We start from the raw sequence: 12,720 nt of genomic DNA, 5'->3' as shown, positions 1-12,720 counted from the left end.
CGAGGCGTGACCCGCCTGTTATCGAGCGGGGCTGTCGGATGAGCAGGTGTGCATGAGTTGCTCGCGTACCTGTGCGGGAGCAAATTGAGAAGCTGCGGCATAGACCTGTTCGTACCAATTCAGTACCGGTTCGTTGTCCTTGCGCACCGCCTGTTCATAGACGAGGCGGCAAAGCGTCAGGAAGGCGGCATAGTCGCGCGTGATCCAGTCTGCGGCCAGGTCCGGTAACGATCGGTCCTTGATGTTTCCCCAGGCCCAGGCGCGAGGAAATCCATACTGCATGGGTGAGACGAGCCCGCTGGTCTCGATAACCAACGGCGCGATGACATCGGCCACGGTCTGTGCTCCGCACAACGTCGCTTCTCGTACAAACACGCGTGTCGGGTGTTCCAGCATGGCCGGCACCGTCGCGAGATCGATCTGCACGTCGAGGTCTCCCTCGTACAGTTCGCGGATGCGTCCTGCTTCGCAGAGAGCTGCTGCGTTTTCTTCGCCGTCCGGATAGGAGTCACCCAATCTGCACGTGGCCCGGCCGATCGGTTCCAGGGGATGAAGTTGGAGCAACGAGGCTCCCTGCTCGAAGGCGAATTGAGCGACCCAGTCCAGCTCGTGCACGTTGTGAAACGTCAGTGTGAAAATAAATCCGAAGGGAATGCCTGAGGCGCGTAGCGCAGGGAGGCGAGCGCACATCTCATCAAATGAGCGCGACGAATTGCGCATGAAGTTGTGGGATTCCGGGATGCCGTCGAGGCTGATTGCGACAAGGTCGCAATCAGCCTGTAAGACGTCCAGCTGACGTTGATCGAGGAGCATGCCGTTCGTCGTGACGGTCGTCACGAGCCCCGCGGCATGGGCTGCGCGCAGCAGCTGCCCCAACGCCGGATACAACAGCGGCTCTCCGCCTGACACCGACATGACCCGATAGCCGATGGAGGCCGCGTCGGCGACGGCTGCCTGCAGCAGTTCGATCTCCAACTGCTCGGACACTGCCGGTCCCGAATCCGAATAACAATGCAAGCATTGCAGGTTGCAGCGTCTGCCCGGATGAACCTGTAACGTCGGGTATTGGCCGGCCGGTCCTTGCATGGCAGGTGATTAGCCCCGCAGCGTGAACTTGATTTGTGCGAGGTCCGGACGCGGAGTGCCGTTGATCAGGATATGGAGGTCCCGAAGCTCCTTCAATTTCGACAAGGTTCCCAAGTTTGCCTTGAAGTTCGCCACGCCGGTCTGCACCGTTCCGATTACCACTTCCGGATGAGGCGTGCCGACTTCGTGCCAGTCGATCACCTTGACGCCCTTCAGCCGCTTCTTGATCGTGCTTGCTGCTGCGCTCAACTTTACGGACCCGCGCCCACTGGGTTGTTTCGCCATTGAAGCCCTCCTTTGTGTTGTAGTGGCCGTGCTCGTTGCGAAGCACGTTGTGATGAGATGAGCGCACCATACAACTTCTCGCCAAAAACGACAAGCCTCATGCGTCCTCATCATGCGGGTGAGTGTTGATTGCGGTCGGGTCCGCACCGCTGGCACCGCTGCAGCGCGTGAAGGGATCTCCGAGGGTACGTAGACAAGTCTTTCGCGCCGTCGTGTCCGGCAAGGATGGCCTGAGCCGGGAAGATGGGCAGGTAGGCGGGAACAGGCCAGCCTGCATGTTCAGTCGGATGAAGGGTTCGGCAGGGTGAGTGGTCAGGAGCCCATGGCGGCCCAAATCTTTTGAGCGTTTTCTCCGGTGAACGTCACGTCGTCCTGCGATGCGGAACTGCGCTCGAAATACAGATGCAGCAGGCCTCCGCCATAATGTGCTTCCCGAACCAGATCGAGATTGATCGCGACCTCACCTGCACGTTCTTCGTCCTTCACTTTGACAAATCGCATGGGACATTCTCCTTGTTGAGGGAATGGTCGTGGCTCGCCGATTTTCTCCGTACCGCGAGCATACCTCAGGTCGCGCCTGTGCGTGAGTAAAGGTTGGAAATATGAGTGACGGATGTTGCGTCGGTGGTGCTCGATGCGTTCACGTAGGAAAAGGCCTCATGGTACAAATGCGAGAGAAACTTGTGCCTACCGCCCTTCCTGCTAGAGTGATGGTGAAGCGTGTGTCTTACCAATTATCCGTTACACAGTAAGGAGTGCGTATGGCCGACCTGTTTGCAAAACATCCGAATACCGTCAAAGACGTGATCGTGACCGATACGACCTGTCCCTTGCACAATGAGCCGGTGAAGGTGCAGTTTGAGATGAATGGCGTGCAAGGCAAGGTCACGGTGCGGGAGGAATGTTCCATTCTGCATGTGGGAGAAACCTGCAGTGAGGAATGCCGGCACAATCCCGAAATCCTCGATGCGGTTCACCGAAAAATGCAACAATTCCGGGATGAGTCTGCGCGGGAAATTCCGATCATCGCCACGCCATAGGCTGCGCTCAGCAAAACAGGGTCGCGCCGGCGGCCCGGCTGTGGGCGCCGGAGTCACCGTGCCTCTGCGGGCCGCGTTCGCGTCCATGGCGAAGGCGGCCTGTACGCTGTTTCTACCCGCTGAGTCGTTTGTCTCCGGCGACACAACCGTTCCTCACATCCCGCCTCATCGTTCCTCTCTCCACGCGGTCGCGTTCCCATCGCGGCTTCAAGCTGCTTGAGCGCCCTGTTCCATCTATCGTCACACCTCCATCGACTGGTGTTGGCGCTTGTCCCCTTCGTTCGTGTGAATGGCGCACGTCCTGTCTCTCAGGACCAGTGTATGAGGTGTGAGGAGCAGGTGCGGGGTAAAGCGGGGGAATATACGCCCTACCGTTTCGTCGGCTGTCGAATCGGCAGGGTAACGGCTTGAGGATCAGGCGTCAGTGAGGCATGATGCGGGCTCCGCTTCCCCGGCCACATCCAAGGAGATCGCCATGCCTGACATGGTCCATGTGCAATTCACTCATGCCAACAGCTATCTGACGGAACTCATCGCCCAGTTCGCAACAATCGAGGAGCAGATTACACAGGGCAAGACGGTCACGCTCAATCTGAACGACGGGGGCCGTACGCTGGCCTTGCTGGTGAGTCGTGAAAAGGTGATCGAACGCCCGGTTCCCGCTGCGCCATCCTCGACAGGTCATTCGCCTTCACTGTCGGACAACAAGACTCTGGTGGCGACAATGACGAACACCTATTCCTTCGATCTCGGTGAGGCCGATCGAAACATCTCGGCGGCCGACGTGCAGGGGCAGGTCAGGCGTGCGATCGCACGATCAACGCCGCCAGCTGCAGCACCGCTGCGATCGGCGTTGCCTCAACCGGCGGTCACCTACGAGGAGCCCGATTGGATTCTCTTGGAAGATTGTCGCTATGCCGCGTTGGATGGGTGGAGCATCACGGCCAAGCGTGGGTTCAGGAGTGATTTGGCCAGCATTCCTCGTCTCTTCTGGGTCATCATCGCGTTTCACGACCTGTCGTTGATCGGGCCGATCATGCACGATGTCATCTATCGATGCGGGGGCCTGGTGGTATTGCCCCACGGTGAGGTCGAGCCGGCCGGTAGAAGATTCGAGCGGAAAGATGCCGATGATCTCTTTCTGGAATTGATGACGAGATCGAACATTTCCTACTGGAAACGGAACGTGGCGTATCTGGCCGTGCGAGCGTTCGGTCAGTCGTCCTGGCGGGAGGGCTAACCGGAGGCCTGGGCGGCAGGTCGCCGCATCTGATACGCCAGGTCGGTGTGTGCTCGTCAGGCCGACCGTTACTTGACGAACGGCTGCCCGGATTTTTGCCACTCGTCGAGGTTCATGAGCACGGCCGTCGTCTGCGTGAATCCAAGTTCCGAAAGGGATTGGGCCGCGAGGGATGCACGGTTCCCGTTTTGACACTGGAGGTAGAGGCGTTTCGCCGTCTGCGGCGCGGCCGACGACCCGACATGTGACCAAATCTTGAATTCGAGTACGCCTCGGGGAATGTTCACGGCGCCGGGCACGTGACCAGCAGCATATTCGTGCGGTTCGCGCACATCGATGATGAGGGCCTCGCCGGGACTGTCCACAACCTTCCGATAGTCTTCCATCCCGATCGTGCTCACCTGCTGTTGCGCGGCGTGAACCTTTTGCATGACGGCAGGGGGAGGGGTTTCCGCGAAGGCTCCAGGCGAGAACGGCAACAAGACAGTGGCACCAGCGATCAGGGCGAAGATGGTCCGACGATGCATGGCGTGATCCTTTTCATGGTCAGAACGCGGTGAAGGGGAGGAGCCCGACTCTGGTCGTTACTCTACGCCACTGGTGAGAGAGGCTCAAGCTACGGATTGCGGGATGCAATGGAGCAGTCGTCAGCAAACGTCCAATGCGGACGGAATGATGATCTGTCGTTTCCGCACGGTGCGTGGCGAGCGAAACCGCTCATTTTCTCAAGTGAGAAGGGCAAGTGATTCAACAAGGATTCGCGTCTTGGCCTGCAATCACCACGAGCCGGCGTCGCCTTTATCGATACGGGGAGTGGCATGCGATGTGCTGGTGTCCTGATGATAGGCAGGGAACACGCTGCTCGATGATTCGTGGAGGAAAAGATGACGAAAGTATTCGTGTTCGGTCTGTGCCTGGCAGTGTTGGTGCCGGCAGGCAGCGAGGCACGATGCCGGACCGTCGGGGAGAGTGCCAGTTTGGGAAGCGAATATGGCACCTTTCCGCTGTATCCGGCAGAACAGATGGTTACGGCCGGACAGAAACGCGGCAGTGTGGTCTTGCAATGGGCTGGATATGGCATCGGGGTGCCGTTGTTTGTGGTAGCGATGCCGTTTGCCATGGTGGGTGCGGTTGCGGGCGCTGTGTCACATCCGTGGACGCGATGTCAGGAGATTGAAGGGCGGGGGTGAATCCAGCCCGCATGATTTATGAGCGCTTCTGCTGCACTCGCCGATTTACTGCTGCGACGAGCCTTCGGCCGGCGGGCTCGCCCCTCGGCCCCTCACCGTACTGCGCGAGTACGCGTCGAGCCCTTTCGGCTCCGCGCGCCGGTTTCGCCACGTGACTCGGCAATTTCGCGACGAACCGTCATGAATCATGCGGGCTAAGTCGCAGGCCTGGGGTCGATGATCGATTGGCTTCCGAACAGCAGCACAAATTCAGATCCGCCGCCTTCCCGCGGTTGCACCCAGGCTCGTCCGCCGTGCCGTTGCGCAACTTGCTGGACGATGGCCAGCCCCGCGCCGGTGCCGCTCACCTCGCGTCCCACCGCCCGTTGAAATAATTGGAAGATCCGTTGGGCGTGGTCCGGGTGAATCCCGGTTCCACGGTCGCGGACGACCAGACCTACCTTGGGGGTTGCGTCCTCCATCAGCCAGTAGGGAGCCAAGTCGATTTCAGGGACCGCTCCAGGCTGATGAAATTTGAGCGCGTTGGCGATCAGATTGTACAGCGCTTGCGTGACCCAGGTTTTGTTGACACGAAACGAGGGAAATTCGGCGGCCACGCGGACGTGCGCGCCCGTCCGCCGAATCGTCTCATCCAGTTGAGTCAAGGCCGCCCGGACCAAGTCGTCGCCGCGGACTTCTTCATAAGGCATCTCTAAACGTTGCGCCCTGGACAACGTAAGCAGATCCTCCATCAGCTGATCCATCCGCTGCGCAGCCCGAATGACGCGATCGATGTAATCGATCCCCTTCGCATCGAGGCGGTCTCCATACCGCTCGCGGACCAATTGGGAGAAGTTGGAGATCGATCGCAGAGGTTCACGCAAATCGTGCGAGCTGACATACAACAGGGTTTCCAAATCGCGATTGCGCTGCTGGAGTTCTGCCGTGCGCTCCTGCACGCGATGCTCCAACTCCTCGTGAGATCGTCGCAATGCCTGCGCGGCCTGCTCACGGTCGGTGACGTCGCGCGCGATGGCGTACAGACTTCCATCCGTATGCGGCGAGGATTTCCACGACAGCAACCGCCAGGAGCCGTTCTGGTGCTGATAACGGTTCTGAAATTCCAGGACCGGTTCGCCCCTGCCGATCTGGCGCTCGACTTCGAGCAGCGTGCTCGCTCGATCATCGGGATGGACGAAATCGAGGAACGGTCGGCTCATCAATTCCTCGAGGCTCCAGCCTAAGGTGCGGCTGAAGGCGGGACTCAGCCGGATGAAATAGCCCTCGGTGTTGGCAATGCAGAGCATGTCCAACGACAGGTCGAAGAAACGATCGATGTCCGTCTCTGCTTGCCGACGGGCCATCAACTCGTTGCTCAGCTCGCGACGGAGCAATTGCACCTGGGGATTGTCATGTGGGGGAGGGGAGGAGAGCGGCATGATGGGGAGATCTTAGTAAAACCGCTACCATCGTTCAAGACGTCCCTGCTCACGCGAGCCGTTGTCTTGACTTCGTTGGTGCATCCCCTATACTTCCGGTCGGCCTGGCCGGATCTGCGCCGGCTGCTGCTGTTGGCGCTCACAGTGGAGGACTGCGATGCGGACGATATGTGCTGGTTGTGCCCTTGCCCTGATGGTCATCTCGGTGTTGAGTGGAATGCCGGATGCGGCGCGAGCGGATTGTGTGGACGGTGTGCGAAACGCCACGCCGGGGGAATTGGCATTCGCGGCTCGTGCGGAGGCAGCCTTGGCCGCTGCGTTACCGTCACCCATCCCGAACAGCGAGCGTCGCGGTGGACCATATGATTTCTCCCGGCCAACGCGCCTCTCATTTTGTCAGGCTGATCAGGTGGGGGCGTTTACCGTGAGTGTGGGCGGAGGATATCTGTACAAGTTTCCCAAAGCGGAAGCCGACCGTCTGTATGCCGAACGCAAGGGCATCGAGAAACAAATTGAGGATGCGGAAAAGTTGCCGCCGGATAAAGATGCCGAGTACAAGCAGTTGCTTGCCCAGATGAAGGCCGCCTACGACGCTGCGCCACGTCGCAGCCGGAAGGATCCTCCCTTCACGTCCGAGCAACAGGCTCAGGTGGATCGTGCGATGGTCGAGGGAAAGAAACTGGAGGACGCGGCGAAGAAGGTCGTCACCGACCATGTCGCAGCGGTGAAATCCCGCACCGACGTGCTGCGTGCGCAAGCCAAGCGCTTGGAATCCTACCCTCAGGAACTCGTTGTTCGTCTGGCCATGAATGTGGAACGATTCCCGGAGTCCAGCGCCACAGTGGCGACATTCGGCGCGCCGAGCGCCCGCCGTAGCGGCGGCCTCGCCGTACACAATGTGGTGGTGGCCGTCGAGGGACCGGATGGGGCTGCGCGGCACACCCTGTTCGAAGCGGTGGATAAGGCCTACCTCCAAGGGCTGGTCGGGCGGCCGCTGCCGGAGATCGAGGCGTCGAAGGCACGGGCTGAACATGCGGCCCAGGCTCCGACCCCGGGGAAATAGCTGCCGAACGCGAAACTCCTTGGTGCCCTCGCTGTCCCAGGCTACACTGGGACTATGGAGACAACGCACCAGACAGGCAGGCGGACGAGCGTTGGTATCTTCGTGGGGTTTCTGGCGGGGCTGTTCTGGTTTTTTCTGTCGTTTGCGGCCCTGTTCAACGGTGTCTTTTTCCTTCTGCTGTTGTTTCTTCCCGCTTATGCCCTATCAGGAGCGCTCCTCGCCTGGGTCTTCCGGCTCCCTCCGATTCACGCGGCGTTGTCGCTTGTCGGGTCGGCGTTGCCCTGGGTGGCCTGGTTGTGGCCCGCAACGATTTCGAGTTCCGGGTGGTTCACGTCATTGGGATGGCCCGCCTGGCTTGGTGCGGCGTTTGGAATGAGTCTGCTTGGTGCGCAGCTTGTGGCTGCCAGGCGGCGTCGCAAACCGACCGAGACAGACCCGGCTCTCGCATAGGGGCTCATTGCCGTGTCCGGCCTTCTCACCATGGTGTCTGGGTGATGAGAGGCTGGTGGGCGGCTTGATCATCCCGAGGTGCCTGGTATATCCTCCGGCTTGCAGTGAGTTTCACATTTCATTCTTGAGCGCACATGACCATCAACAGGCAGGACATTGGCATGAGCATGGCGGCGGCGATCATGATCGTCGGCCTCGCCTGAGCCTTCCTGCATTGAACCTCGTATCTATGCGGCAGAGGCCCCTGGCGGATTGAACCCCGTCAGGGGCTTTGTGTTGTGTGAGCGACACTCGCAGACCGGAAGGAGATCTCGCATGGTGACTCTGCAGGCGATCGAAGCGGCAGCCGCGCGCATCGGACCGTCGATCTATGAATCCCCGTTGGTGCATTCGAGGACCTTGTCGCGGCTCACGGGCAATACGATTTTCCTCAAGCTGGAAAACCTTCAAATGACCGGGTCTTTTAAGGAGCGGGGCGCCCTCAATCGCATTCTCACCATGACCGAGGAGGAGCGCCGTCGCGGCGTGATTGCGGCCTCGGCCGGAAACCATGCGCAGGGAGTCGCCTATCATGCGACGCAACGGGGTATTCCTGTCCAGATCTGGATGCCGCGTTCGACCCCGTTGGTGAAACTCTCCGCGACGCGCAATCACGGCGCAGACGTCGTCTTGTACGGCGACAATTATGATGAGGCCTGCCGGGCGGCGATGGACAGGAGTCGGGAGCGGCAGGCCACGTTTATCCATCCATTCGACGACGATGAGGTCATTGCCGGGCAGGGGACGCTCGGCCTGGAATTGCTGCGCCAGAACCCGACCTTGGACGTCATCGTTGTGCCGGTCGGGGGCGGCGGGTTGATCGGTGGTCTCGGGTGCGCGGTGAAAGAAGGGGCATCGGCGGTGGAGGTCGTGGGTGTGCAGACCGCGCGCCTGCCGTCGATGAGTGCCGCGCTGGGCCACGGGACCCCGGTAGAAGTCTCTGCAGGCCCGACGTTGGCGGACGGGATCGCGGTGCGCACAGCCGGCGTGCGCACCGTGCCGCTGGTGCAGCAATACGTCGATCAGCTCGTGACGGTGGAGGAGGATGAAATCGCCGCGGCCATCCTCACGCTGCTCGAAGGGGAAAAGACAGTGGCGGAGGGGGCCGGAGCCGTGGCGCTGGCGGCCCTGCTACAAGCCAAGACGGGACACCAGGGAAAGAATATTGCGGTGCTCGTATCCGGCGGCAATCTGGATGTGAATTTGCTGGCCCGGATCATCGAACGCGGCATGGTCCGGGACGGGAGACGGTTGCGTTTGCGCGTGCGCCTGCCAGACTATCCCGGCTCCTTGGAGGGGTTGACCTCCGTTATCGCCAAGGTCAGTGCGAACATCGTGGAGACATCCTACAACCGGGCACATTATGGGGTCGGGCTGAACGAGGCGGCACTCGACGTGACGATGGAAACGCGCGGTCGCGAACATGCGTCGGAGGTGCTGTCGGCGTTGAGCGGTTCCCGTTATGAGTTCAGCGTGATCGAGTAGCGAGCCAGCGACACCAGCGACCTTGCAAAGAGGAAATCAGACCGGCGGACACCTATTCGGTGATCCCGGCCGCAGCAGGCGCCCGGCCATCGTGTCCCCTGGGCCTCTATCGCGCGATGGCCTGTGGTTGGAGGGCTTCAGCGAGTTGCACATTGACTCGCACGACGCCCTCGTTGAGATTCCTGTACGGATAACGATCCGTAATGAGCGGGAGACTATCTGCCACGTCTTGCGTTGTGACGACGGACAGCGCGGGAACATAGCGGCCCGAGGCGATCTTCACGCCGATGATTTTGGCTCCGGGTTCGACGACGACACGGTTGCCCAATTCTGCGCGAAACACCAGCGCCTGCATCCCGACAAAGGTATCGTTGCCGACCCTGGCCGGTCCGTGGACCTGGGATTGGTGGGCCAGCGACACACGATCGCCGATGTACACCGAATAGGCCTTCTCATCCACCACGACTTCGTTCTCCGGGAGTTCATGGTCGCCCTCGAACGTCTCCAAGCCATGGACCACGACTCCGTCTTGCACATTGCTATCGTTGCCGATATGAATGTGCCGTCCCTCATCACCCCGGACCGAGGCGGCCGGCGCAACGAACACCCGCTCGCCAAGAGTGACCGAGCCGATGACGATGCCGAGCGGGTGGATTCTCGTGTGTTTCCCGATCACCGGTGCCTCCACTTCAGGCATGAAGGTCGTCTTGACACTGGGGCCGACGTAGCCGGTCAGGAGGAAGCCCAGCAGAGTGACGTTCAGACAGAGGGAGAGTTTCAAATAGTGAGACATGGATCAGGCTCTTTCGGGTAAAGGAATACCAGTATGGGTTGTATTGTAGGAATGTGGCGATTGTCGCCATCTGGTGCATTGTAGGATATAGCGAGGATGTTCACAAGCGCGGAGGGTGAAGTTGAACGCGCGGCGGGGGAAAAGCGCCAACCCGTGCATCGCACCAAGCGGCAACAGGGCGACAGCAGACTGTAGCATCGTGTCGACCGCCTTGAAGCGTCTCGTCGTGCCCTCGATCCAGAAGACCTCCTTCTCCTTGCTCCCGAGCAGTCGTCTCCGCCACAAACCAACGCGCCCTTCTTGAGCGGTTTCGGATTGATGCGTTTCTGGTATCGTACCGGTTCCCTTCCACACAGTTCCGGGGATGTCAGGCCGGGTTGCACAGTGGAGGGTAAGGGAAGGGGTGTGACACCATGAAGAGGGAGGAGGCATAACGGATGGAATCTTCGTTGATACGTCCCACTCCGGCCGTCATCGGAGTGGTGGTGCGAGAAGGAAAGGTGCTGCTCGTCAGAAGAAACAATCCACCCGATGCAGGCAAGTGGGGATTTCCGGGCGGCAAAATTGAGCTGGGCGAAACTCTTCGGGTTGCGGCGGCGCGGGAAGTCAAGGAAGAGACCGGGCTGCTCGTCAGCCCCAATCAGGTGATCACGGCCCTCGACGTGCTGGATCGCGACGCGCAAGGCTCCTTGCGGTTCCACTACGTATTGATTGCGGTGCTCTGCGACTGGATCTCCGGGGTGGTGGAGCCGGCCGATGATGTGTCGGATGCAGCCTGGTTCGAGATCGCGACTATCGGGTCTGGCGAGCGTCCTCTGAGCGCCAGCGTTCCGACAGTCGCGGCAATGGCGTACACGCTGTGCGGCGGACAGTAGCTCGCGCGATACGAGTCGCAAGATGTTCCGATCCTGGCGTGGATGATTGAACGGGAAGTTCTGTATCGATTGGTGATGAGCGGGCAGGGGGGCACCTGCGGCACCTTGCGGTGGCAGCTGTCAGAGTGAACTGATCGCATCGACAGTCTGGTGGTTCGAGCGTCAGTTCACGGTTCCGGTCCGCTGGTATCGTTACAACACACCTCGTTCGATCTCGTGCAGGTAGAGAAAGTGGGGGGATTTGACCCCGGCTTGTTTCCTGATCTCCACCAATTCCGGGGATTCGAAGAATCGACGCGCCTGCTCCAGCGAGGACCATTCGGAGAAATGCACGATCGTATCGGCATCGTGGTCATGGCGGAGGAGTTGGTAGCAGATCTCGCCCGCGCGCTTTCTAATGTCGGCCGCCTGGTCGAATATGGCTTTCCACGCCGGGTAGGCTTCGACCTCATGAATGATCAACACATGTGGCATGTCATATCCTTCCGTTCGCTGTTGCTAGGGTGGCAGGAGGTTGTGCTCATTGGGGAGGACCGACGTCGAGCCAGAGTCTCTCAACGGGTGTCGCCCGGGCGAATCCGCATGGGTGCGGTGACGGCCTGTTGCGTCAGTTGGCCATGGTGGGGGGCGAGTGTGGCGTAGGTCGCTTGGTGGGCGTCCTGCACGAAAAAACGATATTCTTTGCCGTACGCCGGCTCTGATGGGACTTCGACAAGCACCCGGCCGACATAGACGACGCGGCCTGCTTGGCTCTCGAAGATCAGATTGAGGTCTCCTCCTGTGCCGGACGTGCCCGTCCGATGAAAGTTCTTCATCAGATACTGTCCCGGTCGCAGGCGGGAAACGAACGGGCGTTCCTGACCGGCTATGGTGTCGATATGGTAGCGGGCGGCCGAGAAGGTTTCTCCATTCGGGTCCGTCGGCTGAATCTGCACCACATCGAACGCGTACTTCGCGGACCGATCGTCGGCCGCTGCTCCAGGGGTGGAGCCCACGTCAGTCTGCCGCACCAGTACCGAGCCGATGACGATGCCCCAGTCGGGGTCGGGTGCCGGCAGCCGTCTGCTCGACATATCGAGCGAGGAGGCGCAGGCGGAAAGAGCCAGTGTCACGAAGGCGAGCAGGACAGGGAACACGCGTAGACGCAGGCGGGTCTGGTGAACAGACAGCATGCTCCGCACTATCGCCGGTCGGGCGTCCCCAGTCAAGAGACGGCCGCCCATCCCGTCACGATGGTTGATCATAGGCTCGTCTGATCGCCGCAAGATCGGGTTTGGACATGGTTAAGATCGCCTGCATGACCCGCTCCGCCCTGGCGGCATCCTTGTCGCGCAACATGTCATTCCAGTCCGGCGATACGATTTGCCAGGAGAGGCCGAACCTATCCTTCAGCCACCCACAGGGGCCTTCTTCTCCGCCCTCCGACAGTTTTGCCCACAGCTCATCGATCTCGGCCTGGGTTTGGCATTTCACCATCATGGAGATGGCCTCGGAAAAGGTGAAACGCGGCCCGCCGTTGAGTGCCACGAATTCCTGGCCGTCCAATTCGAATGTCACCGTCATGACCGACCCCTGTGCCCGGCCGGACACCTGTGCGCCCGCTTCCCCGTAGTACGTGATGGGGCCCATCTTCGAGTTGTTGAAAATCGACACATAGAACGTCGCAGCTTCTTCGGCTTGGTGATCAAACCAGAGGCAAGGGGTAATCCGGTTCATGGGTGGTCCCTCCAACACATTGGGGTGGATGGTCCTGGTA

16 protein-coding genes are annotated in these 12,720 nt (G+C 60.3%); 7 read left to right on the top strand and 9 right to left on the bottom strand.

Annotation, left to right across the window (positions count from 1 at the left end; genetic code table 11):
* Positions 1–18: 18 nt before the first annotated feature.
* From KJA79_RS20195 to KJA79_RS20185, 3 genes are all read right to left on the bottom strand, one after another.
* Positions 19–1,086, bottom strand: coding sequence for a radical SAM protein (locus tag KJA79_RS20195; protein ID WP_213043901.1), 1,068 nt, complete (start codon positions 1,084–1,086; stop codon positions 19–21).
* Between the two features lie 9 nt (positions 1,087–1,095).
* Positions 1,096–1,371: a hypothetical protein gene (locus tag KJA79_RS20190; protein WP_213043900.1), complete on the bottom strand. Its 276-nt coding sequence runs from the start codon at positions 1,369–1,371 to the stop codon at positions 1,096–1,098.
* 312 nt (positions 1,372–1,683) lie between these two features.
* Positions 1,684–1,872 carry a hypothetical protein gene (locus KJA79_RS20185; protein ID WP_213043899.1) on the bottom strand — a complete coding sequence of 63 codons (189 nt, stop codon included), beginning with the start codon at positions 1,870–1,872 and terminating at the stop codon, positions 1,684–1,686.
* A 260-nt stretch (positions 1,873–2,132) separates the two neighbouring features.
* On the opposite strand from KJA79_RS20185, the gene KJA79_RS20180 reads away from it, so the two are divergent.
* Entirely contained in the window at positions 2,133–2,411 is a 279-nt protein-coding gene (locus KJA79_RS20180) for a hypothetical protein (protein WP_213043898.1), read from the top strand.
* A gap of 475 nt (positions 2,412–2,886) precedes the next feature.
* Positions 2,887–3,651: a DUF1353 domain-containing protein gene (locus KJA79_RS20175; protein ID WP_213043897.1), complete on the top strand. Its 765-nt coding sequence runs from the start codon at positions 2,887–2,889 to the stop codon at positions 3,649–3,651.
* A gap of 68 nt (positions 3,652–3,719) precedes the next feature.
* Here the strand turns inward: KJA79_RS20175 and KJA79_RS20170 are convergent, their stop codons facing one another.
* Complete coding sequence (locus KJA79_RS20170) at positions 3,720–4,178, bottom strand: rhodanese-like domain-containing protein (protein ID WP_213043896.1); 459 nt, start codon at positions 4,176–4,178, stop codon at positions 3,720–3,722.
* Between the two features lie 357 nt (positions 4,179–4,535).
* Here KJA79_RS20170 and KJA79_RS20165 point away from each other — a divergent pair, with 357 nt between their 5' ends.
* On the top strand, positions 4,536–4,841 hold the full coding sequence (locus KJA79_RS20165; protein ID WP_213043895.1) for a hypothetical protein: 306 nt from the start codon (positions 4,536–4,538) through the stop codon (positions 4,839–4,841).
* 194 nt (positions 4,842–5,035) lie between these two features.
* Here KJA79_RS20165 and KJA79_RS20160 read toward each other — a convergent pair whose 3' ends face one another.
* Positions 5,036–6,259 (bottom strand): sensor histidine kinase, encoded by a 1,224-nt coding sequence (locus tag KJA79_RS20160; protein WP_213043894.1) that lies wholly within the window; start codon positions 6,257–6,259, stop codon positions 5,036–5,038.
* Between the two features lie 157 nt (positions 6,260–6,416).
* Here KJA79_RS20160 and KJA79_RS20155 point away from each other — a divergent pair, with 157 nt between their 5' ends.
* The 3 genes from KJA79_RS20155 to KJA79_RS20145 all read left to right on the top strand — a co-directional run bounded on the left by KJA79_RS20155 (position 6,417) and on the right by KJA79_RS20145 (position 9,296).
* The gene (locus tag KJA79_RS20155) at positions 6,417–7,322 is read left to right on the top strand and encodes a hypothetical protein (RefSeq protein WP_213043893.1); all 906 of its coding nucleotides are present in this window, start codon (positions 6,417–6,419) and stop codon (positions 7,320–7,322) included.
* A 54-nt stretch (positions 7,323–7,376) separates the two neighbouring features.
* Positions 7,377–7,772, top strand: a complete 396-nt coding sequence (locus KJA79_RS20150) for a hypothetical protein (RefSeq protein ID WP_213043892.1) — start codon at positions 7,377–7,379, stop codon at positions 7,770–7,772.
* A gap of 315 nt (positions 7,773–8,087) precedes the next feature.
* Entirely contained in the window at positions 8,088–9,296 is a 1,209-nt protein-coding gene (locus KJA79_RS20145) for a threonine ammonia-lyase (RefSeq protein ID WP_213043891.1), read from the top strand.
* A 106-nt stretch (positions 9,297–9,402) separates the two neighbouring features.
* Here the strand turns inward: KJA79_RS20145 and KJA79_RS20140 are convergent, their stop codons facing one another.
* Entirely contained in the window at positions 9,403–10,089 is a 687-nt protein-coding gene (locus KJA79_RS20140) for an LbetaH domain-containing protein (RefSeq protein ID WP_213043890.1), read from the bottom strand.
* Between the two features lie 437 nt (positions 10,090–10,526).
* Here KJA79_RS20140 and KJA79_RS20135 point away from each other — a divergent pair, with 437 nt between their 5' ends.
* The gene (locus tag KJA79_RS20135) at positions 10,527–10,964 is read left to right on the top strand and encodes an NUDIX hydrolase (protein WP_213043889.1); all 438 of its coding nucleotides are present in this window, start codon (positions 10,527–10,529) and stop codon (positions 10,962–10,964) included.
* A gap of 192 nt (positions 10,965–11,156) precedes the next feature.
* Here the strand turns inward: KJA79_RS20135 and KJA79_RS20130 are convergent, their stop codons facing one another.
* The 3 genes from KJA79_RS20130 to KJA79_RS20120 all read right to left on the bottom strand — a co-directional run bounded on the left by KJA79_RS20130 (position 11,157) and on the right by KJA79_RS20120 (position 12,680).
* Entirely contained in the window at positions 11,157–11,438 is a 282-nt protein-coding gene (locus KJA79_RS20130) for an antibiotic biosynthesis monooxygenase (protein WP_213043888.1), read from the bottom strand.
* Positions 11,439–11,518: 80 nt separating this feature from the next.
* Complete coding sequence (locus KJA79_RS20125) at positions 11,519–12,136, bottom strand: hypothetical protein (protein ID WP_213043887.1); 618 nt, start codon at positions 12,134–12,136, stop codon at positions 11,519–11,521.
* A 55-nt stretch (positions 12,137–12,191) separates the two neighbouring features.
* On the bottom strand, positions 12,192–12,680 hold the full coding sequence (locus KJA79_RS20120) for a VOC family protein (RefSeq protein WP_213043980.1): 489 nt from the start codon (positions 12,678–12,680) through the stop codon (positions 12,192–12,194).
* Positions 12,681–12,720: the final 40 nt, after the last annotated feature.

Origin of the sequence: Nitrospira defluvii (assembly GCF_905220995.1) — a bacterium.
Taxonomy (GTDB): domain Bacteria; phylum Nitrospirota; class Nitrospiria; order Nitrospirales; family Nitrospiraceae; genus Nitrospira_A; species Nitrospira_A defluvii_C.
This window is presented reverse-complemented; position numbering and strand designations above follow the sequence as displayed.

Bases quoted from the DNA above. Each gene is read 5' to 3' on its own strand.
- KJA79_RS20195 (WP_213043901.1), bottom strand. From the start codon at position 1,086: ATGCAAGGACCGGCCGGCCAATACCCGACGTTACAGGTTCATCCGGGC.
- KJA79_RS20140 (WP_213043890.1), bottom strand. From the start codon at position 10,089: ATGTCTCACTATTTGAAACTCTCCCTCTGTCTGAACGTCACTCTGCTG.
- KJA79_RS20125 (WP_213043887.1), bottom strand. From the start codon at position 12,136: ATGCTGTCTGTTCACCAGACCCGCCTGCGTCTACGCGTGTTCCCTGTC.
- KJA79_RS20165 (WP_213043895.1), top strand. From the start codon at position 4,536: ATGACGAAAGTATTCGTGTTCGGTCTGTGCCTGGCAGTGTTGGTGCCG.
- KJA79_RS20180 (WP_213043898.1), top strand. From the start codon at position 2,133: ATGGCCGACCTGTTTGCAAAACATCCGAATACCGTCAAAGACGTGATC.
- KJA79_RS20130 (WP_213043888.1), bottom strand. From the start codon at position 11,438: ATGCCACATGTGTTGATCATTCATGAGGTCGAAGCCTACCCGGCGTGG.
- KJA79_RS20120 (WP_213043980.1), bottom strand. From the start codon at position 12,680: ATGAACCGGATTACCCCTTGCCTCTGGTTTGATCACCAAGCCGAAGAA.
- KJA79_RS20175 (WP_213043897.1), top strand. From the start codon at position 2,887: ATGCCTGACATGGTCCATGTGCAATTCACTCATGCCAACAGCTATCTG.
- KJA79_RS20185 (WP_213043899.1), bottom strand. From the start codon at position 1,872: ATGCGATTTGTCAAAGTGAAGGACGAAGAACGTGCAGGTGAGGTCGCG.
- KJA79_RS20145 (WP_213043891.1), top strand. From the start codon at position 8,088: ATGGTGACTCTGCAGGCGATCGAAGCGGCAGCCGCGCGCATCGGACCG.
- KJA79_RS20170 (WP_213043896.1), bottom strand. From the start codon at position 4,178: ATGCATCGTCGGACCATCTTCGCCCTGATCGCTGGTGCCACTGTCTTG.
- KJA79_RS20190 (WP_213043900.1), bottom strand. From the start codon at position 1,371: ATGGCGAAACAACCCAGTGGGCGCGGGTCCGTAAAGTTGAGCGCAGCA.
- KJA79_RS20160 (WP_213043894.1), bottom strand. From the start codon at position 6,259: ATGCCGCTCTCCTCCCCTCCCCCACATGACAATCCCCAGGTGCAATTG.
- KJA79_RS20150 (WP_213043892.1), top strand. From the start codon at position 7,377: ATGGAGACAACGCACCAGACAGGCAGGCGGACGAGCGTTGGTATCTTC.
- KJA79_RS20135 (WP_213043889.1), top strand. From the start codon at position 10,527: ATGGAATCTTCGTTGATACGTCCCACTCCGGCCGTCATCGGAGTGGTG.
- KJA79_RS20155 (WP_213043893.1), top strand. From the start codon at position 6,417: ATGCGGACGATATGTGCTGGTTGTGCCCTTGCCCTGATGGTCATCTCG.